General features: G+C 59.2%; 15 protein-coding genes. 5 read left to right on the forward strand and 10 right to left on the reverse strand.

Annotated elements, in window-relative coordinates:
• The first annotated feature begins 323 nt into the window (after nt 1-323).
• The 3 genes from carA (at nt 324) to MHZ97_RS08650 (ending at nt 6,089) form a co-directional block, all read left to right on the forward strand.
• Nucleotides 324-1,472 (forward strand): glutamine-hydrolyzing carbamoyl-phosphate synthase small subunit, encoded by a 1,149-nt coding sequence (gene carA / locus MHZ97_RS08640; RefSeq protein WP_239314339.1) that lies wholly within the window; start codon nt 324-326, stop codon nt 1,470-1,472.
• A 14-nt stretch (nt 1,473-1,486) separates the two neighbouring features.
• Entirely contained in the window at nt 1,487-4,711 is a 3,225-nt protein-coding gene (gene carB, locus MHZ97_RS08645; RefSeq protein ID WP_103793908.1) for a carbamoyl-phosphate synthase large subunit, read from the forward strand.
• A gap of 238 nt (nt 4,712-4,949) precedes the next feature.
• Nucleotides 4,950-6,089: a porin gene (locus MHZ97_RS08650; RefSeq protein WP_103793909.1), complete on the forward strand. Its 1,140-nt coding sequence runs from the start codon at nt 4,950-4,952 to the stop codon at nt 6,087-6,089.
• A gap of 40 nt (nt 6,090-6,129) precedes the next feature.
• Here the strand turns inward: MHZ97_RS08650 and MHZ97_RS08655 are convergent, their stop codons facing one another.
• Nucleotides 6,130-6,507, reverse strand: coding sequence for a DUF805 domain-containing protein (locus tag MHZ97_RS08655; RefSeq protein WP_239314340.1), 378 nt, complete (start codon nt 6,505-6,507; stop codon nt 6,130-6,132).
• A 253-nt stretch (nt 6,508-6,760) separates the two neighbouring features.
• Here MHZ97_RS08655 and folA point away from each other — a divergent pair, with 253 nt between their 5' ends.
• On the forward strand, nt 6,761-7,240 hold the full coding sequence (gene folA, locus MHZ97_RS08660; protein WP_103793911.1) for a type 3 dihydrofolate reductase: 480 nt from the start codon (nt 6,761-6,763) through the stop codon (nt 7,238-7,240).
• 56 nt (nt 7,241-7,296) lie between these two features.
• Here the strand turns inward: folA and apaH are convergent, their stop codons facing one another.
• The 6 genes from apaH to lptD are packed head-to-tail and all read right to left on the reverse strand — an operon-like array spanning nt 7,297 to nt 14,116.
• Nucleotides 7,297-8,151 (reverse strand): bis(5'-nucleosyl)-tetraphosphatase (symmetrical) ApaH, encoded by an 855-nt coding sequence (apaH, locus tag MHZ97_RS08665; RefSeq protein WP_103793912.1) that lies wholly within the window; start codon nt 8,149-8,151, stop codon nt 7,297-7,299.
• A gap of 58 nt (nt 8,152-8,209) precedes the next feature.
• Nucleotides 8,210-8,587, reverse strand: a complete 378-nt coding sequence (gene apaG / locus MHZ97_RS08670) for a Co2+/Mg2+ efflux protein ApaG (protein ID WP_103793913.1) — start codon at nt 8,585-8,587, stop codon at nt 8,210-8,212.
• Nucleotides 8,588-8,590: 3 nt separating this feature from the next.
• The gene (gene rsmA / locus MHZ97_RS08675) at nt 8,591-9,412 is read right to left on the reverse strand and encodes a 16S rRNA (adenine(1518)-N(6)/adenine(1519)-N(6))-dimethyltransferase RsmA (protein WP_103793914.1); all 822 of its coding nucleotides are present in this window, start codon (nt 9,410-9,412) and stop codon (nt 8,591-8,593) included.
• Entirely contained in the window at nt 9,405-10,397 is a 993-nt protein-coding gene (gene pdxA, locus MHZ97_RS08680) for a 4-hydroxythreonine-4-phosphate dehydrogenase PdxA (RefSeq protein WP_239314341.1), read from the reverse strand. Before pdxA ends, rsmA begins: the two co-directional genes overlap by 8 nt.
• Nucleotides 10,387-11,682, reverse strand: coding sequence for a peptidylprolyl isomerase SurA (gene surA, locus MHZ97_RS08685; RefSeq protein WP_103793916.1), 1,296 nt, complete (start codon nt 11,680-11,682; stop codon nt 10,387-10,389). The genes pdxA and surA overlap by 11 nt, the downstream gene beginning before the upstream one ends.
• A gap of 55 nt (nt 11,683-11,737) precedes the next feature.
• Complete coding sequence (lptD, locus tag MHZ97_RS08690) at nt 11,738-14,116, reverse strand: LPS assembly protein LptD (RefSeq protein ID WP_239314342.1); 2,379 nt, start codon at nt 14,114-14,116, stop codon at nt 11,738-11,740.
• Nucleotides 14,117-14,298: 182 nt separating this feature from the next.
• On the opposite strand from lptD, the gene djlA reads away from it, so the two are divergent.
• Nucleotides 14,299-15,102, forward strand: a complete 804-nt coding sequence (djlA, locus tag MHZ97_RS08695; RefSeq protein ID WP_103793918.1) for a co-chaperone DjlA — start codon at nt 14,299-14,301, stop codon at nt 15,100-15,102.
• Between the two features lie 13 nt (nt 15,103-15,115).
• On the opposite strand, the gene rluA is transcribed toward djlA, so the two are convergent.
• The 3 genes from rluA to polB all read right to left on the reverse strand — a co-directional run bounded on the left by rluA (nt 15,116) and on the right by polB (nt 21,244).
• Entirely contained in the window at nt 15,116-15,769 is a 654-nt protein-coding gene (gene rluA, locus MHZ97_RS08700; protein ID WP_103794040.1) for a bifunctional tRNA pseudouridine(32) synthase/23S rRNA pseudouridine(746) synthase RluA, read from the reverse strand.
• A gap of 51 nt (nt 15,770-15,820) precedes the next feature.
• On the reverse strand, nt 15,821-18,727 hold the full coding sequence (gene rapA, locus MHZ97_RS08705) for an RNA polymerase-associated protein RapA (protein WP_103793919.1): 2,907 nt from the start codon (nt 18,725-18,727) through the stop codon (nt 15,821-15,823).
• 156 nt (nt 18,728-18,883) lie between these two features.
• Entirely contained in the window at nt 18,884-21,244 is a 2,361-nt protein-coding gene (polB, locus tag MHZ97_RS08710; protein WP_239314343.1) for a DNA polymerase II, read from the reverse strand.
• Nucleotides 21,245-21,387 lie beyond the last annotated feature (143 nt).

A 21,387-nucleotide genomic window follows, 5' to 3' on the forward strand; every position in this document is an offset into this window, starting at 1 on the left:
ATCGCTGCGGTTAAAAAAAGAACTTTTTTGACCATTTGGTCAAAAAAACAGGCATCCGCACCTCGCTTTTATTTTATTTACCTCAGGCAACCGTTTATTCCCGCCGCTAAGATCGCCTTTTTGCGACTTATTCCTGGTTTTACCCCTCAGTGACGCGAAAACCACTAAAAAATCACGCTTCAGGGTAGACAAGCCGTAGGGCGATCATTAGAATGCGCGCAATTTGCCAAAAATCGACCACTCAGGCGGTTTTTGCCTTGATTCAGGGCCAAATTTTGAATTAATATGCAAATATTGTGACTGTTTATTCCCTGGAGGATGTTTTGATTAAGTCAGCGCTCTTGGTTCTGGAAGACGGAACCCAATTCCACGGTCGGGCCATAGGGGCAACGGGATCGGCAGTGGGGGAGGTCGTTTTCAATACGTCAATGACCGGTTATCAAGAAATACTCACTGATCCCTCCTATTCCCGCCAGATCGTCACCCTCACTTATCCCCATATCGGCAATGTCGGCGTTAACGCCGCTGATGCAGAATCCACCCAAATTCACGCTCAGGGCCTGGTTATCCGCGACCTGCCGCTGATTGTCAGCAACTTCCGCAGCGAAGAGAGCCTGTCAGCCTACCTGCAGCGCAATAACGTCGTGGGCATCGCTGATATCGATACCCGCAAGCTGACGCGTCTGCTGCGTGAAAAAGGCGCGCAAAACGGCTGCATTATCGCAGGCGACAACCCGGATGCGGCGCTGGCGCTGCAGAAAGCCCAGGCGTTCCCGGGGCTGAAAGGAATGGATCTGGCGAAAGAAGTCACAACGGCGGAGACCTATAGCTGGCAGCAGGGTTCCTGGACGCTGAACGAGGGCCTGCCGCAGGCGAAGCGCGCGGAAGCGCTGCCGTATCACGTTGTCGCCTACGATTATGGCGTGAAATTCAATATCTTCCGCATGCTGGTGGATCGCGGCTGCCGCCTGACGGTGGTGCCGGCACAGACGCCTGCGGAAGAGGTGCTGAAGCTCAATCCAGACGGGATTTTCCTCTCTAACGGACCGGGCGACCCGGAGCCGTGCGATTACGCCATCAGCGCGATTAAAGCCTTTCTCGAAACCGAGATCCCGGTATTCGGCATCTGCCTCGGCCACCAGCTGCTGGCGCTGGCGAGCGGCGCGAAAACCGTGAAAATGAAGCTTGGCCACCACGGCGGCAACCACCCGGTGCAGGATCTCGACAACAACCGCGTAATGATCACCGCGCAAAACCACGGCTTTGCCGTTGATGACGCCAGCCTGCCGGCGAACCTGCGCGTAACGCACATTTCGCTGTTCGACAAAACGGTGCAGGGCATTCACCGCACCGATAAACCGGCGTTCAGCTTCCAGGGACATCCGGAAGCGAGCCCGGGCCCGCACGACGCCGCGCCGCTGTTCGATCACTTTATCGAGCTGATCGAAGCCTACCGTTCGAAAGCTAAGTAATCAGGAGCCAGAAAATGCCGAAACGTACAGATATAAAATCCATCCTGATCCTTGGCGCAGGCCCGATTGTTATCGGCCAGGCCTGTGAGTTTGACTACTCTGGCGCGCAGGCGTGTAAGGCGCTGCGCGAAGAGGGCTACCGCGTCATTCTGGTGAACTCCAACCCGGCGACCATTATGACCGACCCGGAGATGGCCGATGCGACCTATATCGAGCCGATTCACTGGGAAGTGGTGCGCAAAATTATCGAAAAAGAGCGCCCGGACGCGGTGCTGCCGACCATGGGCGGCCAGACGGCGCTGAACTGCGCGCTGGAGCTGGAGCGTCAGGGGGTGCTGGAAGAGTTCGGCGTCACCATGATTGGCGCCACGGCTGATGCCATTGATAAGGCAGAAGATCGTCGTCGTTTTGACGTGGCGATGAAAAGCATCGGGCTGGATACCGCACGTTCAGGCATCGCCCATACCATGGAAGAAGCGCTGGCGGTGGCGGAAGATGTCGGTTTTCCCTGCATCATTCGTCCCTCATTCACCATGGGCGGCACCGGCGGCGGCATCGCCTACAACCGCGAAGAGTTTGAAGAGATTTGCGAGCGCGGTCTGGACCTCTCGCCGACCAACGAGCTGCTGATCGATGAGTCGCTGATTGGCTGGAAAGAGTATGAGATGGAGGTGGTGCGCGACAAGAACGACAACTGCATCATTGTCTGCTCCATTGAAAACTTCGACGCGATGGGCATTCACACCGGCGACTCCATTACCGTGGCGCCGGCGCAGACCCTGACCGACAAAGAGTATCAAATCATGCGTAACGCCTCGCTGGCGGTACTGCGTGAAATCGGCGTGGAAACCGGCGGCTCTAACGTGCAGTTCTCGGTTAACCCGAAGGATGGCCGCCTGATCGTTATCGAAATGAACCCGCGCGTCTCGCGCTCCTCGGCGCTCGCCTCTAAGGCGACCGGCTTCCCGATCGCCAAGGTGGCGGCCAAGCTGGCGGTCGGCTTCACGCTGGACGAGCTGATGAACGATATTACCGGTGGTCTGACGCCGGCGTCGTTTGAGCCCTCTATCGACTACGTTGTCACCAAGATCCCGCGCTTCAACTTCGAGAAATTCGCCGGCGCAAACGACCGTCTGACCACGCAGATGAAGTCCGTAGGCGAAGTGATGGCAATTGGCCGTACCTTCCAGGAGTCGATGCAGAAAGCGCTGCGCGGCCTGGAAGTTGGCGCAACCGGCTTCGATCCGAAGGTACACCTGGATGATGCCGATGCGCTGACCCGCATTCGCCGCGAGCTGAAAGACGCGGGCGCCGAGCGTATCTGGTATATCGCCGATGCGTTCCGCGCCGGTATGTCGGTGGATGGCGTCTTTAACCTGACCAATATTGACCGCTGGTTCCTGGTGCAGATTGAGGAGCTGGTTCGTCTGGAAGAGCAGGTGGCGCGCGAAGGGGTGAACAGCCTGAGCCAGCCGTTCCTGCGTGCGCTGAAGCGTAAAGGCTTCGCCGATGCGCGTCTGGCGATGCTGGCGGGCGTGTCGGAAGGGGAGATCCGCAAGCTGCGTCAGCAGTACAACCTGCATCCGGTCTATAAGCGCGTCGATACCTGTGCCGCCGAGTTCGCCACCGATACCGCCTACATGTACTCCACCTATGAAGAGGAGTGCGAAGCGAACCCGAATCAGGATCGCGATAAGATTATGGTGCTGGGCGGCGGGCCAAACCGCATCGGGCAGGGCATTGAGTTCGACTACTGCTGCGTACACGCCGCGCTGGCGCTGCGCGAAGATGGTTTCGAAACCATTATGGTGAACTGCAACCCGGAAACCGTTTCTACCGACTACGATACCTCCGACCGTCTCTACTTCGAACCGGTTACGCTGGAAGACGTGCTGGAAATTGTGCGTATCGAGAAGCCGAAAGGCGTGATCGTGCAGTACGGCGGCCAGACGCCGCTGAAGCTGGCGCGCGCGCTGGAAGCTGCTGGCGTGCCGGTTATCGGCACCAGCCCGGACGCGATCGACCGCGCCGAAGATCGCGAGCGCTTCCAGCAGGCGGTCGATCGCCTCAACCTGAAGCAGCCGGCCAACGCCACGGTTACGACGCTGGAGCAGGCGGTCGAGAAAGCAGCCAGCCTCGGCTATCCGCTGGTGGTGCGTCCTTCTTACGTGCTGGGCGGCCGCGCGATGGAGATCGTCTACGACGAGATCGACCTCAAGCGCTACTTCCAGACCGCCGTCTCCGTCTCCAACGACGCGCCGGTGCTGCTGGACCGCTTCCTGGATGACGCGGTAGAGGTTGACGTAGACGCGATCTGCGACGGTGAACGCGTGCTGATTGGCGGCATCATGGAGCATATCGAGCAGGCTGGCGTACACTCAGGCGACTCCGCCTGTTCGCTGCCCGCCTATACGCTCAGCCAGGAGATCCAGAACGTGATGCGCCAGCAGGTTGAGCGCCTGGCGTTTGAGCTCAACGTGCGCGGCCTGATGAACGTGCAGTTCGCGGTGAAGGATAACGAGGTTTACCTGATTGAGGTCAACCCGCGCGCGGCGCGTACCGTGCCGTTTGTCTCTAAAGCCACCGGCGTGCCGCTGGCGAAAGTGGCGGCGCGCGTAATGGCAGGCAAAACTCTGGCCGAGCAGGGCGTCACAAAGGAAGTGATCCCGCCATACTACTCGGTAAAAGAGGTGGTGCTGCCGTTCAACAAATTCCAGGGCGTGGATCCGATTCTCGGCCCGGAAATGCGCTCCACCGGTGAAGTGATGGGCGTTGGCCGTACCTTCGCCGAAGCCTTCTCAAAAGCGATGCTGGGCGCTCAGAGCAATATGAAGAAGAGCGGCCGCGCGCTGCTGTCGGTACGCGAAGGCGATAAGAAACGCATCGTCGATCTGGCGGCCAAGCTGCTTAAGTTCGGCTTTGAGCTGGACGCCACTCACGGCACCGCCGTGGTGCTGGGCGAAGCGGGCATCAATCCGCGTCTGGTGAATAAGGTGCATGAAGGTCGTCCGCATATTCAGGACCGCCTGAAGAACGGCGAATATACCTATATCGTCAACACCACCGCTGGTCGTCAGGCGATTGAGGATTCGCGCGTTATTCGTCGCAGCGCGCTGCAGTACAAAGTGCACTACGACACCACGCTGAACGGTGGTTTCGCGACGGCCATGTCGCTGAATGCGGATCCAACGGAACAGGTGATTTCCGTACAGGAAATGCACGCGCTGATTAACGGTTAATTTCCGTGCGCAATGAAACGGCCCTCCGGGGCCGTTTTTTTTATTTTTTTATCGCCTGCTTTGATAATAAATAACTAAAAACGATTAAAGTTTTGCTCATTTGTCTTTAGGCTTAGCGCGCAATGCTATTGTTGTTATTTTTCGGAAAAATCGCACAAATTTATAAAGCGAAAGCCCGCTTGCTCAACGTAATATTCCGCCGCCTATTCTTCCGGGCCTATCAGGGATTTATAAAAAAATGAAAATGCGTGCTTTCACACTCAGCGCTATTGCTGCGTTAATGGCGGCTGCGCCATTGGCCAGCCAGGCTGAAATTACTCTGCTGAAACAAGATCCGCAGGCGGGCGATCCGCTGAGCCGACTCAACTTCACCGTGGGCGGCAGTATTCGTCCGCAGTTCGAACATCTGACCGGCGTTAACGACAAATCGTACAAGCGTAATGGCTTTGACGGCGGCACCCGTTTCCGTTTCGCCGCTGACTATTATCTGTTCGACGATATTAGCTGGGCGAGCTACTACGAGGTGGGCGTTAATATTCCCGCCGTATTCGACTGGGATAACCACTATAAAGAGGGCGCCAACGACACCACGCGTCGCCAGCTCTATACCGGCCTGAAAAGTAAAACCTGGGGTGAGATCTATTTCGGCCAGCAGAACAGCGTCTTCTATGACGTTGTCGGCGCGAAGACCGATATCTGGGATTACGATATGAAAGGCCAGGCGCCGGGCAACGGCATCAACGGCGACTATGACGGCTCCTACCGTTCACGCAAGCAGCTGAAGTATAAAAATACCTTCGGCGCGGTCGATCTGTATGCCTCTTACCTGTTCAGCGACAACGAATATCTGCCGGGCAACGGCCTGCGCTACAAGCGCAAAGGCGGCGGCTCGCTGGGCGTGGATTACCATATCACCGACGACCTGACCTGGGGCACGGCGTGGAACTACACCCGCGCAGAGATGCGTAACCCGGGCAATGGCGACAGCGGTGACTACAACCAGAATATCTACGGCACCGCATTAAGCTGGAAGCCGGGTAACTGGACGTTCTCCGCAGGCGGCGGCTGGTATCAAAACTACCTGCTGACCAAACGCAGCAACGTCAACGACTACTTCGCCGATGATGCATGGGGCCTGGAATACTTTGCCGGCTACAAAATTCCGGTCAAGCAGTATGGCCTGAAAGCAGTGCAGCCTTACGTGATGGGCGATCGTCTGGAATATGTTAACGGTCGCAACTACCAGCGCATCGACAACGGCGTCGGCGTAACGCTGTTCCTCGACTACGGTTTCCGCGTCGACTACGAGCACGTGTTTACATCCAGCACCGACAACCTGGGCGATATGAACCTGGTGCGTCTGCGCTACGATTTCTAATCGTCAGAAATGGAAAACGGCTCCTCAGGGAGCCGTTTTTTTATGGGGCGAGCGCCGCGTTATCCAGCGGGTCGGGACCAAAGCGGTTTGGACCGACGGTGCCGCGCAGGCAGAAGTAGATTAGCAGTAGCAGCGTGCCCAGCAGCGGAATAAGCATAATCAGCAGCCACCAGCCGGAGCGATCGAGATCGTGCAAGCGACGCACCCCAACGGCGACGGAGGGGATCAGAACGGCAATGGAGTAGATCAGCGAAAGCAGGCCCTGGTCTGCGTGAATTTTCAGCCCGAACAGCTCATCTGCCGCGCTGCAGGCCAGCGAAATCAGCGTGCTGAAGAGTAAAAACAGCCAGAACGTTTTGCGACGACAGCGACCGTTAACGACCGCATACATTTTTAAAACCGTCAGATAGTGGTTCACTCTCTTGTCCCTTTTTTAATCAAGCCCGAGCCGCCGTTGCTGTTACCCCGGCGCTATTCCCGCCCTTGTGCCAGGGAACCTATTTTATCTGGCGGCTTAGGGTGCTGCACAGGAAAAAAGCGGTGTAAAACTCTGCTGAGTTATAAAAATGCGGTGGCAAAAGCCCTTTACGTAATTACACTCTTCCCCCTATCGACGAAAGTTTCGCCTTTACGTATGATGGCGCGAATTTTTTATCTGTGAGTCTCTTAACATGATTAGTCTGATCGCGGCATTAGCAGCAGATCGCGTCATTGGTATGGAAGGTGCCATGCCGTGGAACCTGCCTGCGGATTTGGCGTGGTTTAAACGTAACACCCTGAATAAGCCGGTGATTATGGGGCGTCTGACCTTTGAATCCATCGGTCGTCCGCTGCCGGGACGCCTGAATATTGTGGTCAGCCGTCAGCCGGGCGCAGCGGAAGGGGTGACCTGGGTAACCTCGCTGGACGAGGCGATTAAAGCGGCCGGTGACGTGCCGGAGATTATGGTAATTGGCGGTGGCCGTATCTACGAGCAGATGCTGAAGCGCGCCGATCGCCTCTATCTCACCCATATCGACGCCGAAGTAGAAGGGGACACGCAGTTCCCTGATTACGAACCGGACGAGTGGCAATCGACCTTTAGCGAGTTTCACGACGCCGACGAGCAGAACTCCCACAGCTACTGCTTCGAAATCCTCGATCGCCGCTAAGCGTTAGTCAGCAAAACGCCTTGTCCCTGGACAAGGCGTTTTCTTTTGCACGTTTGTCAGGCGGACTGCTGCGGCGGAACGCTGTCGTTGACCGTCGGCTGGCGGTTAGAGGCCTGCGTATAGTAGCGCTGGCTTTCCCAGTGCAGCAGCGTCAGTACGCCACCCCAGCAGCAGCCAGTATCGAGACCGATCACGCCGCGCGGCGTACCTTTGCCCTCCAGCGAGGCCCAGTGACCGAACACCTGGGTATAATCCTCGGGCAGCTTACTGGGGATGGTAAACCAGGGGCGCAGCGGCGGCGGCGCGGCGTCCGGCGTCTCTTTGCAGATCATATCGAGCTGGCCGTTGGGAAAGCAGAAGCGCATGCGCGTCAGGGCGTTGGCGGAAAAGCGCAGGCGCGCCAGGCCGCTCAGCTCCGGCGTCCAGTTATTTGGCATATCGCCATACATGGCGTCGAGAAACAGCGGATAGCTGTCGCTGGAGAGCACCGCCTCCAGCTCGTGCGCACAGGCCTGTGCCGTCTCCAGATCCCACTGCGGCGTCACCCCGGCATGCGCCATCACCAGCTTCTTCTCTTCGTCCACCTGCAGCAGCGGCTGACGGCGCAGCCAGTTGAGCAGCTCGTCGGCATCTTCCGCTTCGAGCAGCGGCGTCAGGCGATCCTTGGGCTTGTTGCGGCTAATGCCGGCGAACACCGCCAGCAGATGCAAATCGTGATTGCCCAGCACCATACGCACGCTTTCGCCGAGCGATTTCACGTAGCGCAGCACCTCAAGGGATCCTGGACCGCGCGCCACCAGGTCACCGGTCAGCCACAGCGTATCCTGCTCAGGCGTAAAGTCGACCTGCTTTAGCAGAGCGCGCAGCTCATCGTAACAACCGTGGACGTCGCCAATCAGATATGTGCTCATAGAGAATTATCCGCAATAAAAGACCGCGCCCGACGGCGTCGGGCGAAGGGTGAAAAGATCAGTGTATATGGCTTTCTACGGCGAGGCGGAACACCGGGATGTCGATATGAAAGGTTTCCCCCTCTTCATCCTGCATCACATAGTGTCCCTGCATGGTGCCCATTGGCGTTTCAATAATGGCACCGCTGGTGTACTGAAATTCGCTGCCGGGCGCGATCACCGGCTGCTCGCCGACCACGCCTTCGCCCTGAACTTCGGTTTCGCGCCCGTTACCGTTAGTGATTAGCCAGTAACGGCCCAGCAGCTGCACGGCATTTCGACCCAGATTCCGGATGGTGATGGTATAGGCAAAGACAAAGCGCTCCTCTTCCGGCGAGGATTGAGAGGCGATATAGAGACTTTGTACCTGAACAGAGATCCGGGCCGATTCACTCATGCATTACTCCAGCGGTTCAACGTTGTGCGTCGCCAGCCAGTTGGCTAACTGACAGTATTGCGCCACCGACACGTTTTCCGCGCGGAGTCCTGCATCGATGCCCAGCTCGTCCAGCGCGCCGGCAGTGAACAGATAGCCGAGGCTGTTGCGCAGCGTTTTGCGACGCTTGCCGAAGGCTTCGGTGGTGATGCGGCTCAGTACGCGAATATCGCTGACCGGATATGGCGGCTCAGTAAAGGGCACCAGGCGCACCACAGCCGAATCCACTTTAGGCGGCGGCGTAAAAGAGTGCGGCGGCACTTCGAGCACCGGGATAACCTGACAATAGTATTGCGCCATCACGCTGAGGCGGCCGTAGGCTTTGCTGCCCGGACCGGCGACGAGGCGGTTAACCACCTCTTTCTGCAGCATGAAGTGCATATCTTTAATCGAACCAGTATAGCTGAAAAGGTGGAACATCAGCGGGGTCGAGATATTGTAGGGCAGGTTGCCAAAGACGCGCAGCGGCTGACCTTTCTCTTTAGCCAGTGCGGCAAAATCGAAGGTCATCGCATCCTGCTGATAGATCGTCAGTTTGGGGCCGAGAAACGGATGGGTCTGCAGGCGCGCGGCCAGATCGCGATCCAGCTCGACCACCGTCAGGGCGTCGAGACGTTCGCCGACCGGTTCGGTCAGCGCGCCGAGGCCAGGGCCGATCTCCACCAGCGCTTCGCTGCGCTGCGGATGAATGGCGGAGACAATGCTATCGATAATGTACTGATCGTTCAGGAAGTTCTGCCCGAAACGTTTACGGGCGTAGTGCCCCTGATGGACGCGATTATTCATTACTGCTCTTGATCATAGTGATGGCGAGGTTAAGCGCCGTAATAAAGCTGCCCGGCTCCGCCTGACCCAGACCGGCCAGTTCCAGCGCGGTGCCGTGGTCGACGGAGGTTCGGATAAAGGGCAGGCCAAGGGTGATATTCACCGCGCGGCCGAATCCCTGAAATTTTAGCACTGGCAAACCCTGATCGTGATACATCGCCAGCACCGCATCGGCGTGCTGCAGATATTTGGGCTGGAAGAGGGTGTCGGCCGGCAGCGGCCCGGTGAGCTGAATACCCTGTTCGCGCAGGGAGTCGAGCGCCGGAATAATAGTGTCGATCTCCTCGCGTCCCATATGACCGCTCTCGCCCGCGTGGGGGTTAAGCCCGCAGACAAAGATATGCGGCTGGGGGATGGCGAACTTCTGCTGCAGATCGCGATGCAGAATAGTGATCACTTCACGCAGGCTGGCGTGGGTAATGGCCGCAGAGACATCTTTTAGCGGCAGATGTGTGGTCGCCAGCGCGACGCGCAGCTCCTCGGTCGCCAGCATCATCACGACGCGATGGCCACCGGCGCGATCGGCGAAGAACTCGGTATGGCCGGTAAAAGGAATGCCTGCATCGTTAATCACGCCCTTATGCACCGGGCCGGTGATCAACGCGGCGAATTCGCCGTTCAGGCAGCCGTCGCAGGCGCGCGCCAGCGTCGCCAGCACATAGGCGCTGTTGGCAGGCTGCAGTTTTCCGGGCGTGACCGGCTGCGCGGTTTCAACCGGCAGAATAGTCAGCGATCCCGCCAGCTGCGGCTGCGCCGCGAGGCCGGGCTGATAGTCGCGCAGCGTCAGCGGCAAACCGAGCTGGGCAGCGCGCTCATGCAGCAGCTGCGGTGACGCGCAGACCACCAGTTCAACCGGCCAGTTTTGCTGAGCCAGCTGAATGGCGAGATCGGGACCAATCCCGGCGGGTTCGCCGGGCGTAATGACGACGCGGTAATTACTGGGCATTGCCGTCCAGAATTTTCACGTAGGCGCTGGCGCGCTGTTCCTGCATCCAGGTTTGCGCTTCTTCGGCAAACTTGCGGTTAAACAGCAGGCGATAGGCGCGCTCTTTCTGCGCCGCGTCGGTTTTGTCCACCTGACGCGTATCCAGCAGCTGGATCAGGTGCCAGCCGAAAGAGGAGTGAACCGGCTGGCTGGTCTGGCCTTTCTGCAGCTGCAGCAGGGCGTCGCGGAATGCCGGATCGAAGGCTTCCGGCGAGGACCAGCCCAGATCGCCGCCCTGGTTGGCGGAGCCCGGATCGTCAGAGAACTGCTTGGCTGCCGCGGCGAAGCTGGTTTTACCGCTGCGGATATCGGCGGCAATCTGCTCCAGTTTCGCGCGCGCCTGATCGTCGGTCATGATCGGCGACGGTTTGATCAGAATATGACGCGCGTGCACTTCGGTGACGGAGATATTTTTGCTCTCGCCGCGCAGGTCGTTAACCTTCAGGATATGAAAGCCGACGCCAGAGCGGATCGGGCCGACGATATCGCCTTTCTTCGCGCTCGACAGCGCCTGAGCGAACAGGGTCGGCAGCTCTTCAATTTTGCCCCAGCCCATGTTGCCGCCTTTCAGCGCCTGCGGGTCGGCAGAGTAAGTAACGGCCAGCTTGCCGAAATCCGCGCCGCCTTTCAGTTCGCCGACCAGCTGCTTAGCCAGCGCTTCCTGATCGTCGACCTGCTGCTGCGACGGGTTTTCCGGCAGCGGCAGCAGAATCTGGCTGACGTTCAGCTCGGTGCCCTGGGCGTTTTGCGCGCCGACCTGGGTCGCCAGCGTATCGACCTCCTGCGGCAGGATAGTCACGCGGCGACGTACTTCATTGTTGCGTACTTCGGCGATCAGCATCTCTTTGCGGATCTGTCCGCGGTAGTCGCTGTAGTTAACGCCGTCGTAGGCCAGACGGCTGCGCAGCTGATCGAGGCTCATACGGTTCTGCGCGGCGATATTGGCGATCGCCTGGTCGAGTTGCTGATCGCTGATCTGCAGGCCCGCTTTTTCGCCCATCTGCAGGATGATATTGTCCATGATCTGACGTTCAAGGATCTGGTGACGCAACGTTTTGTCGTCCGGCAGCTGCTGCCCGGCCTGCTGCGCCTGCGCCTTCACGGTGCGCAGCATATTATCTACGTCACTCTCCAGCACGACGCCGTTATTAACAACGGCAGCGACTTTATCAACCACTTGTGGTGCTGCGAACGCGGTGTTGGCGGCTACCGCCACACCCAGAATCAGCATTCTCCAGTTCTTCATACTTTTTCCATAGTTGTTTCCGCAGTGCGGGAATTACCAGTCAAACATTGCAACATCAGAAAGCGCGCTGGTAAGGGATAATGCCCTGACGCAGCATCTGGTCGGTGCCTAAGCCATAACCGGAGCTCAGACCACGCAGCTCAATGTTGAATGAGATTTGGTTGTCATACTTACTGTCGTTGTTTTCCCAACCGTTGATCTTGCGTTCGTAACCGACGCGGATCGCGTAGCAGCAGGAGCTGTACTGCAGGCCAACCAGCTGCGAAGCGGGTTTCTGGTTACGCGTATCGTAGTAGTAGGCGCCTACTACTGACCAGGCGTCCGCAATCGGCCAGCTGGCGGTGCCGCCGACCTGTGAAATGCCCTTTTTATAGATCGGGTTGTTCACCAGGTCGGAGTTGTTCAGCGCGCTGGCCACATATTCCGGGCTGCTGTAGCGATAGCTCAGCTGCAGAACGCGGTCGGCGTCGCGACGATATTCAAGCACGGTATTGCCCTGCGCGACGTTATCGAGACGGGTGTCATACTGCAACCCGCCGCGTAAGCCCCAGCGATCGCTGACTTTCCAGTAGGTGTCGCCGGCCCAAATCAGGCTGCCGGTGTCATCTTCTTTATTTGTCTGGTTTACGCCAGTACGCGCAGGAGTAAACGAGTAGATTTGACCCACGGAAACGTTAAAACGTTCAACCAGATCCTGATCATAAATACGCGTGGTGACGCCGGTCGCTACCTCATTGGCGGAGGCGATGCGATCCAGACCGCTATAGGTACGGTCGCGGAACAGGCCGGTATAGTCGGTCTGCAGCAGCGTTGAGTCGTACGGATAGATATCGCTCTGGTTGCGGTATGGAATATAGAGATACTGCACGCGCGGCTCGAGGGTCTGGGTGTAGCCTTGCGCCCAGTCCATATCGCGGTCAAACACCAGACGGCCGTCGACCTTGAACTGCGGCATGGTGCGGTTCACCGAGCTTTTCAGCTGGCCGCTCTGGCTGTTGTCCGCGCCCGCCAGGTTGGCGTTGTAATACTCCAGCGAATCCTGCTGATAGTGCGTGGCAAGGAACTTCGCTTCGGTATCCAGGCTCGCCCAGCCGTTGGAGAGCGGCAGGTTCAGCGTCGGCTCGATGTGCAGGCGGGTCGCTTCAGGATAGTGATTGTTGACGTTGGTAAACTTCACCGCCTGAGCATAGACGCGTCCGTCGAACGGACCCATGTCGTTCTGGTAGAAGTTCAAATCGAGCTGCGGCTGCGCGCGATAGACGTTGGAGTTGCTGGTATCGCCGAAGACCTGGAAGTCGCGGCTGGAGAGCGTGGCGTCCCAGTTCGTGTCGGCATAGCCGATGCTGAACTTCTGCGTCGCATAGCCGTCAGTCGAGCTGTAATACTTCGAGTCGAGATCGTTAAAGTAGTAAGGATCGCTAACTTTGGTGTAATCGGCGTTGAAGCGCCAGTGCTGGTCGTAGACCCCGGCGTGTTGCCAGTAGAAGAGCCAGCGGTCGTTGCTCTTGTCTTCCGCAATATTACGCGCCGCTTTGTCTTTATCATACTGATTGTCCGACGGCAGATAATCGAACTCCATCAGGCCGGCACCGAACTGCGTCAGGTAGCGGAATTCGTTTTCCAGCTGCATGCCGCGCTTCGACATATAGTGCGGCGTAATGGTGGCGTCCGCCTGCGGCGCAATGTTCCAGTAGTAGGGCAGAACAAACTCAAAGCCTTTACTGCTGCCATATTTCGCGTTAGGGATCAGGAAACCGGAGCGGCGGCGATCGCCGATCGGCAGCTGCAGATAGGGGCTATAGAAGATCGGCACCGCACCCAGCTTAAAGCGGGCGTTCCAGATCTCCGCCACCTCTTCTTCGCGATCCTGGATCACCTGGGATCCCACTACGCTCCAGCTGTTGTAGCCAGGCAGGCAAGAGGTAAAGCTGCCGTTTTCCAGAATGGTGTAGCGGTTGTCGGCGCGCTGCTTCATCAGCTCGGCGTCGCCGCGACCCTGGCGACCCACCATCTGGTAGTTGCCGTTCCAGACGTTGGTATCTTTGGTATTCAGATTGGACCAGGCTTTCGGACCTTTCAGGATGACCTGGTTGTCGTCATAGCGCACATTACCCAGCGCGTCGACGGTGCGAACCGGCGTGGTCTGTCCTTCCTGCTGACGCTGATGCAGCTGCATCTCATCGGACTGCAGGCGGCTGTTGCCCTGCTGCACATCCACGTTGCCGGTGAATACCGCGTCGTCCGGATAGTTTCCCTTCGCCGCATCAGAATGAATGGTCACCGGCAGCTGGTTAGTCTGGCCAGTTACCAGCGGGCGATTATAGCTCGGCACGCCCAGCATACACTGCGACATAAGATCGTCGGCCAGGGCTGACTGACTGGATATCGCTGCGCCAATCATGGTGGCCAGCAGGGTAGGTAGTCGTTTATTCATACGCGGTATCGAGAATTCCATGAAAACTGGCATCATGCCGACAATCGGCTCAGAGACTAACGCACTGCCCGGCGTTGTGCCAGTGTTAATCCGTGTCTGTCCGCGTTGCCGTTAGGCGCTGGGATAAATGACAGGTATGATAATGCAATTTTCAGCCGCAAGCATGGCGAATTGAGGAGTTTATGCGCTACTGGGGAAAAGTAATTGGGCTGGTGCTGGGGCTGCTTTCCGGCGCTGGTTTTTGGGGCATTGTGTTTGGCCTGGCGATTGGCCATCTGATCGATAAAGTTCGCAGCGCAAAGGGACAGGCTTGGTTTGCGAATAACCAAACCCGCCAGACGCTGTTTTTTCAGACCACGTTTCAGGTGATGGGCCACCTTACCAAATCGAAGGGGCGCGTCACCGAAGCCGATATTCAAATCGCCTCCTTATTAATGGAGCGCATGCAGCTGCACGGCGAGGCGCGCACCGCTGCCCAGCGCGCCTTCCGCGAGGGCAAGCAGGGCGACTATCCGCTGCGCAGCAAACTGCGCGAGCTGCGCAGCGCCTGTTTCGGCCGCTTCGATCTGATTCGGATGTTTCTGGAAATTCAGATTCAGGCGGCGTTTGCCGACGGTTCGCTGCATCCGAACGAGCGCCAGGTGCTCTACGTGATCGCTGAGGAGCTCGGCATCTCGCGCATGCAGTTCGATCAGTTCCTGCGCATGATGGAGGGGGGACAGCAGTTCGGCGGCGGACAGGGCGGCGGCTTCCAGCAGGCGCAGCGCGGGCCGACGCTGGAGGATGCCTGCAGCGTGCTGGGGGTTAAAAGCAGCGACGACGCCACCACCATCAAGCGCGCCTACCGCAAGCTGATGAGCGAGCATCATCCCGATAAGCTGGTAGCGAAAGGCCTGCCGCCGGAGATGATGGAGATGGCGAAGCAGAAGGCGCAAGAGATTCAGGCGGCTTACGATCTGATTCGCCGCGAGAAAGGCTTTAAATAACCGGCTGGCCCGCTCAGAAATCGGCGGGCTGGCGGAACGTCATGCTGTTGCCAAAGGCTGGATGGGTAAGGGTCAGCGACTCGGCGTGCAGCAGCAGGCGCGGCGCCCGCGCTTTCGCTTCCGGATGCGCGTAAAAGTTATCGCCTAAGATAGGATGGCCCAGCGCCAGCATATGTACGCGCAGCTGGTGGGAACGGCCGGTAATCGGCTTTAGCGCCACGCGCGCGCTGTTGTCGTCCAGAAAAGCCAGCACTTCATACTCGGTCTGCGCCGCTTTGCCGGTTTCAAAGCAGACCTTCTGTTTCGGCCGGTTCGGCCAGTCGCAGATAAGCGGCAGATCTATCACCCCTTTTTCCGCTGCCGGATGACCCCAGACGCACGCCACATAGCTTTTTGACGGCTCGCGCTCGCGAAACTGGCGCTTTAGCTCGCGCTCCGCCGCCTTGGTTAAGGCGACCGCGAGCACGCCGCTGGTGGCCATATCGAGACGATGCACCGATTCCGCCTGCGGAAAGTCGCGCTGAATGCGCGTCATGACGCTGTCTTTATGCTCTTCCAGCCGGCCAGGCACCGACAGCAGCCCGCTCGGCTTATTGACCACCATAATGTGCGCATCCTGGTAAAGGATGTGCAGCCAGGGTTCGCGCGGCGGATTGTAGGGTTCCATCATCTGTTCGCTTTCTGTTCAGAATAAAAGGGGCCCGAAGGCCCCGGGCCATTACTGATGCGTCACCACGATCAGGCGCAGCGCGTCGAGACGCCAGTTGGCCTGGCTCAGGCTTTCCAGCACCTGCTGACGATTGCTCTCCAGCGCCTCAATCTCATCTTCACGGATGTTAGGATTGACCGCCTTCAGCGCTTCGAGACGGGACAGCTCCGCGCCCAGCTTCTCATCCGCTTCGGCGCGCGCCGCTGCGATCAACGCCTGCGCTTCCGGCACGACTTTCTCTTCCGCCTGCACCAGAATCGCATGCACATCCTGCTGCACCGCGTTGACCAGCTTGCTGCCGGTGTGGCGATTCACCGCGTTGAGCTGGCGGTTGAAACTCTCAAACTCCACCTTGCCCGCCAGGTTGGTGCCGTTGCGATCCAGCAGCATGCGGATCGGCGTCGGCGGCAGGAAGCGCGTCAGCTGCAGATGCTTCGGCGCCTGCGCCTCAACCACGTAGATCATCTCAACCAGCAGCGTGCCCACCGGCAGCGCCTTGTTTTTCAGCAGCGACAGCGCGCAGCTGCCGGTGTCGCCGGAGAGGATCAGATCCAGGCCGTTGCGGATCAGCGGATGCTCCCAGGTAATAAACTGGGTATCTTCGCGCGACAGCGCCTGATCGCGGTTAAAGGTGATGGTGCAGCCATCCTCCGGCAGGCCCGGGAAATCAGGCACCAGCATATGGTCAGACGGCGTCAGTACGATCAGATTATCGCTGCGATCTTCCTGGTTGATGCCGACGATATCGAACAGGTTGAGCGCGAAGTTCACCAGCTCAGTATCGTTGTCCTGCGCGGCGATCTCCGCCGCCAGCGCCTGCGCCGACTCGCCGCCGTTGGAGTTCAGCTCCAGCAGGCGGTCGCGGCCGTGCTCCAGCTGCGCTTTCAGCGATTCGTGCTGCTTGCGGCATTCAGCAATAAACTCATCCAGCCCCTCGCTGTTTTCCGGCGCGGCGAGGAAGTTGATCAGCGGCTGATGCACGCTGTCGTAAATGGTGCGGCCGGTAGGGCAGGTGTGCTCAAAGGCGTCGAGCCCCTCGTGATACCAGCGCAGCAGCACCGCCTGGGCGGTTTTCTCCAGCCAGGGCACCATAATCTGAATATCGTGCGCCTGGCCGATGCGATCGAGACGGCCGATACGCTGCTCCAGCAGATCCGGGTTAAACGGCAGATCGAACATCACCAGACGGCTGGCGAACTGGAAGTTGCGCCCTTCAGAACCGATCTCGGAGCAGAGCAGCACCTGCGCGCCATTCTCTTCCGAAGCGAACCAGGCGGCGGCGCGGTCGCGTTCAATAATCGACAGCCCCTCGTGGAACACCGCCGCGCGGATGCCCTCGCGCTCGCGCAGCACCTGCTCCAGCTGCAGCGCAGTGGCCGCCTTGGCGCAGATCACCAGCACTTTCTCTTTACGGTTGCTGGTCAGGTAGCCCAGCAGCCATTCTACGCGCGGATCAAAGTTCCACCAGGTGCCGGTGTCGCCTTCAAACTCCTGATAAATCTGTTCGGGGTAGAGCAGGTCGCGCGCACGCTCTTCCGCGCTTTTACGCGCGCCCATAATGCCAGAGACCTTGATAGCGGTCTGATACTGGGCGGGCAGCGGCAGGCGGATCTGATGCAGTTCGCGTTTCGGGAAGCCCTTCACGCCGTTACGCGTGTTGCGGAACAGGACGCGGCTGGTGCCGTGGCGATCCATCAGCATGGCGATCAGCTCTTTGCGCGCGTCGAGTTTGCCGTCGCGTTCGCTGTTGGCAACCTGCAGCAGCGGCTCAATATCCTGCTCGCCCACCAGATCGTTGATGATGTTCATCTGCTCCTGCGAGATCGCTTTGTCGGCCAGCAGCGAAGAGACCGCGTCGGCGACCGGGCGGAAGTGCTGCTGCTCTTCGACAAACTGCGCAAAGTCGTGGAAGCGATTGGGATCGAGCAGGCGCAGACGGGCGAAGTGGCTCTCCATGCCCAGCTGTTCCGGCGTCGCGGTCAGCAGCAGCACGCCAGGGATCTGCTCCGCCAGCTGTTCAATCACCGCATATTCGCGGCTCGGCTCGCCTTCGCTCCAGGCGAGGTGGTGCGCTTCGTCGACCACCATCAGATCCCACTCCGCCTCCGCCAGCAGTGCAAGACGCTGCTTGTTGCGGCGCACAAAGTCGAGCGAGCAGATAATCAGCTGTTCGGTCTCAAAGGCGTTGTCGCTGTCGTGCTGCGCTTCGGCGTAGCGGTCGTCGTCGAACAGCGAAAAATGGAGATTAAAGCGGCGCAGCATCTCGACCAGCCACTGGTGCTGCAGGGTTTCCGGCACGATGATCAGCACGCGCTCGGCGCGTCCGGCCAGCAGCTGCTGCTGGATAATCATGCCGGCTTCGATGGTTTTGCCGAGGCCCACTTCATCCGCCAGCAGCACGCGCGGCGCATGGCGGCGGCCCACGTCGTGGGCGATATGCAGCTGGTGCGGGATCAGGTTGGTGCGCATACCGCGCAGGCCGCTCACCGGCAGGCGATACTGCGCGCTCTGATATTTGCGGGCGCGGTAGCGCAGGGCGAAGCGATCCATACGGTCGAGCTGGCCGGCGAACAGGCGATCCTGCGGTTTGCTGAACACCAGCTTGCTGTCGAGCATCACTTCACGCAGCACCACCTCGCTTTCATCCGTATCGAGACGCGTGCCGATATAGGTCATCAGGTCATTTTCATTGCGTACTTCATCGACGCGCATCTGCCAGCCTTCGTGGCTGGTCACCGTATCGCCCGGATTAAAGATAACGCGCGTGACCGGTGAGTCGTTACGGGCATACAGGCGGTTTTCCCCCGTCGCCGGAAACAGCAGCGTAACCATGCGGGCGTCCACCGCCACGACCGTTCCGAGCCCCAGCTCACTTTCCGTATCACTAATCCAGCGCTGACCTAATGTAAAAACCATATTTTTCTAGCTCGAATTTTTAAGGTGTTTTTGGTGATGTTTCCCCGCCACAGGCAATACCTTTTCCCCAGACAAAGGGCGGTCTGGTCAGGTTTTAAGAGCGGTGAGATAGAGGAAGGGCGCTATGGTACTGGAAGGCAGGCCATTCGTCACCTGTCAAAAAAGCCCCAGCTGCCCTGTAATCAGTGTAGCAAAGTCGCCGTCGACGAAGGGTAAAATGCCGTCGGCCACCGGCTGCAGCTGCTTGCTGACGTAGTGATCGTAATCCAGCGGCGTTACGCGCGCCTCCAGCGGTTCGGGGCCTGCCGTCGCCATAACATAGCGAATCGAGCCGCCGTTTTGATACTGCAACGGACGGTTCAGCCTGCGGTTTTGCTCATCCGCCAGCCGCGCGGCGCGCACGTGCGGCGGCACGTTGCGCTCATAGTCGGCCAGCGGGCGGCGCAGCCGTTTTTTATAGACCAGCAGATCGTCCAGCTCGCCCGCCAGCAGCCGCGCCACGGTGTCGCGCACGTAATCCTGCCAGGGCTCGCCGCGGAAAATATGGCCGTAGAGCGCCTGCTGAAACTGCTGCGCCAGCGGCGTCCAGTCGGTGCGCACCGACTCCAGCCCTTTAAACACCAGCCGCTCGTTTGCGCCGTCGCGGATCAGCCCGGCGTAACGCTTTTTGCTGCCCTGTTCGGCGCCGCGAATGGTCGGCATCAGAAAGCGGCTGAAGTGGTTTTCATACTCCAGCTCCAGCGCGCTGTCGAGGCCGTACTGCTGCTGCAGATGCTCGCGCCACCAGTGGTTAACCCGCTCGGCCAGCCGCCGGCCGGTGGCTGCCGCCTCCGCTTCGCCGTGCGGCGATTTTAGCCAGACAAAGGTGGAGTCGGTGTCGCCATAGATCACATCAAAGCCCTCGGCCTCAATCAGCTCGCGCGTCTGTTGCATAATGGCGTGACCGCGCAGCGTAATCGACGAGGCGAGGCGCGGATCGAAGAAGCGGCAGGCGCTGGTGCCGAGCACGCCGTAAAAGGCGTTCATAATAATTTTCAGCGCCTGCGACAGCGGCTGATTGCCCTGTCTTTTCGCCGCTTCGCGCCCCTGCCAGATCTGCTCCACCAGGGCGGGCAGGCAGTGGGTAAGGCGCGAAAAGCGCGCTTCGCGGAAGCCGGGCACCGAATCGGCGTCGTCGGGATGGGCCAGGCCTTCAACCAGCCCGACCGGATCGATCAGGAAGGTGCGGATAATCGACGGATAGAGGCTTTTATAATCGAGCACCAGCACCGAGTCGTAGAGGCCGGGACGAGAATCCATTACGTAGCCGCCGGGACTCGCTTCCGGCGCGACCTCGCCGAGATTGGGCGCGACGTAGCCTGCGCGATGCATGCGCGGAATATAGAGATGGCTGAAGGCGGCCACCGAGCCGCCGTGACGATCCGCCGCCAGCCCGTTGACCGAGGCGCGCTCCAGCAGAAACGGCATAATCTCGGTTTTATGGAAAATACGCGTTACCAGCTCGCAGTCTTTGAGGTTATAGCGCGCCAGCGCCGGCTTATCGTTGGCGAAGCGCCAGTTAATCTCTTCCATGCGGTGCCAGGGATTGTCGATCGCTTTGCCTTCGCCCAGCAGCGTTTGCGACACCGCCTCCAGGCTAAAGGAGGGGAAGCTCCAGAAGGCGGATTTCAGCGCCTCGATGCCGTCGATAATCAGGCGGCCAGCCGCGCTGGCGGAAAAGACGCCGGGCTTGAAGCCGTGCTCGCGCCACTCCAGCGGCGCATTCTGCCGTCCCAGACGCAGCGGAATCGCGTAGCGGTCAGCATGTTTCTGCAGCACGCGCAGGTCGAACTGCACCACATTCCAGCCGATCAGCACGTCGGGATCGTGCTCGGCAAACCAGGCGTTCAGCGCTTCCAGCAGCTGCGGTCGGGTATCGACATAGATCAGGTCGAAGTCGAGCGCGCTGGCGTCGCCGTTGGGTGGGCCGAGCATAAAGACCTGGCGCTGGCCGCAGCCCTCCAGCCCAATGCAGTAAAGCTCGCCGTGCTGGGTGGTTTCGATATCCAGCGATACCCACTTCAGCGGCGGACGATAGTCGGGGTGGGGCTTCAGGCGCGCGTTGACCAGGGTATCGCCCTGCGGTTCGCCGCTGAACCACACCGGTGCGGTGATAAAGCGCTCCATCAGGAAACGCTCCGGCGGGCGGATATCCGCTTCGAATACCGGAATGCCCTGTTCACGCAGCAGCTTCTCCAGCCGCTGCAGCTGGCGATGCTGGCGGCAGTAGAGGCCGAAGACCGGGCGGCGGCGAAAGTCCTTTAGCGCCAGCGGCTGCAGGCGCACCTGACGCTCGTCGCGCAGCAGCGCTTCCACCTGCGGCTGATAGTCGCGCGGAATAAAGGCTACCGACTCCTGAGCCGGCAGAACCACGCGCTGCGGGCCGCTGTCCGTCGCCAGCCAGTAAACGATTTCGGTGCCCTGAGCGCTGTCGCGCCAGTGGCGGGTAAGCAGGAATCCTGCGCGAGGCGTATTCACATCGGCTCCAGACGAAAAAACAGCCAGAGTATAACATGGTTATTTATCCAGTGCGCGCGGCGCGCTTTTGTCAACATCGCCCTACAATTCTTACCTTGACGCTGTGGTGCCGCCTCAGGACAATCCAGCATCCAAAGTCTGAG

Source organism: Pantoea sp. ACRSC, from assembly GCF_022346785.1.
Classification (GTDB): domain Bacteria; phylum Pseudomonadota; class Gammaproteobacteria; order Enterobacterales; family Enterobacteriaceae; genus Pantoea; species Pantoea alvi.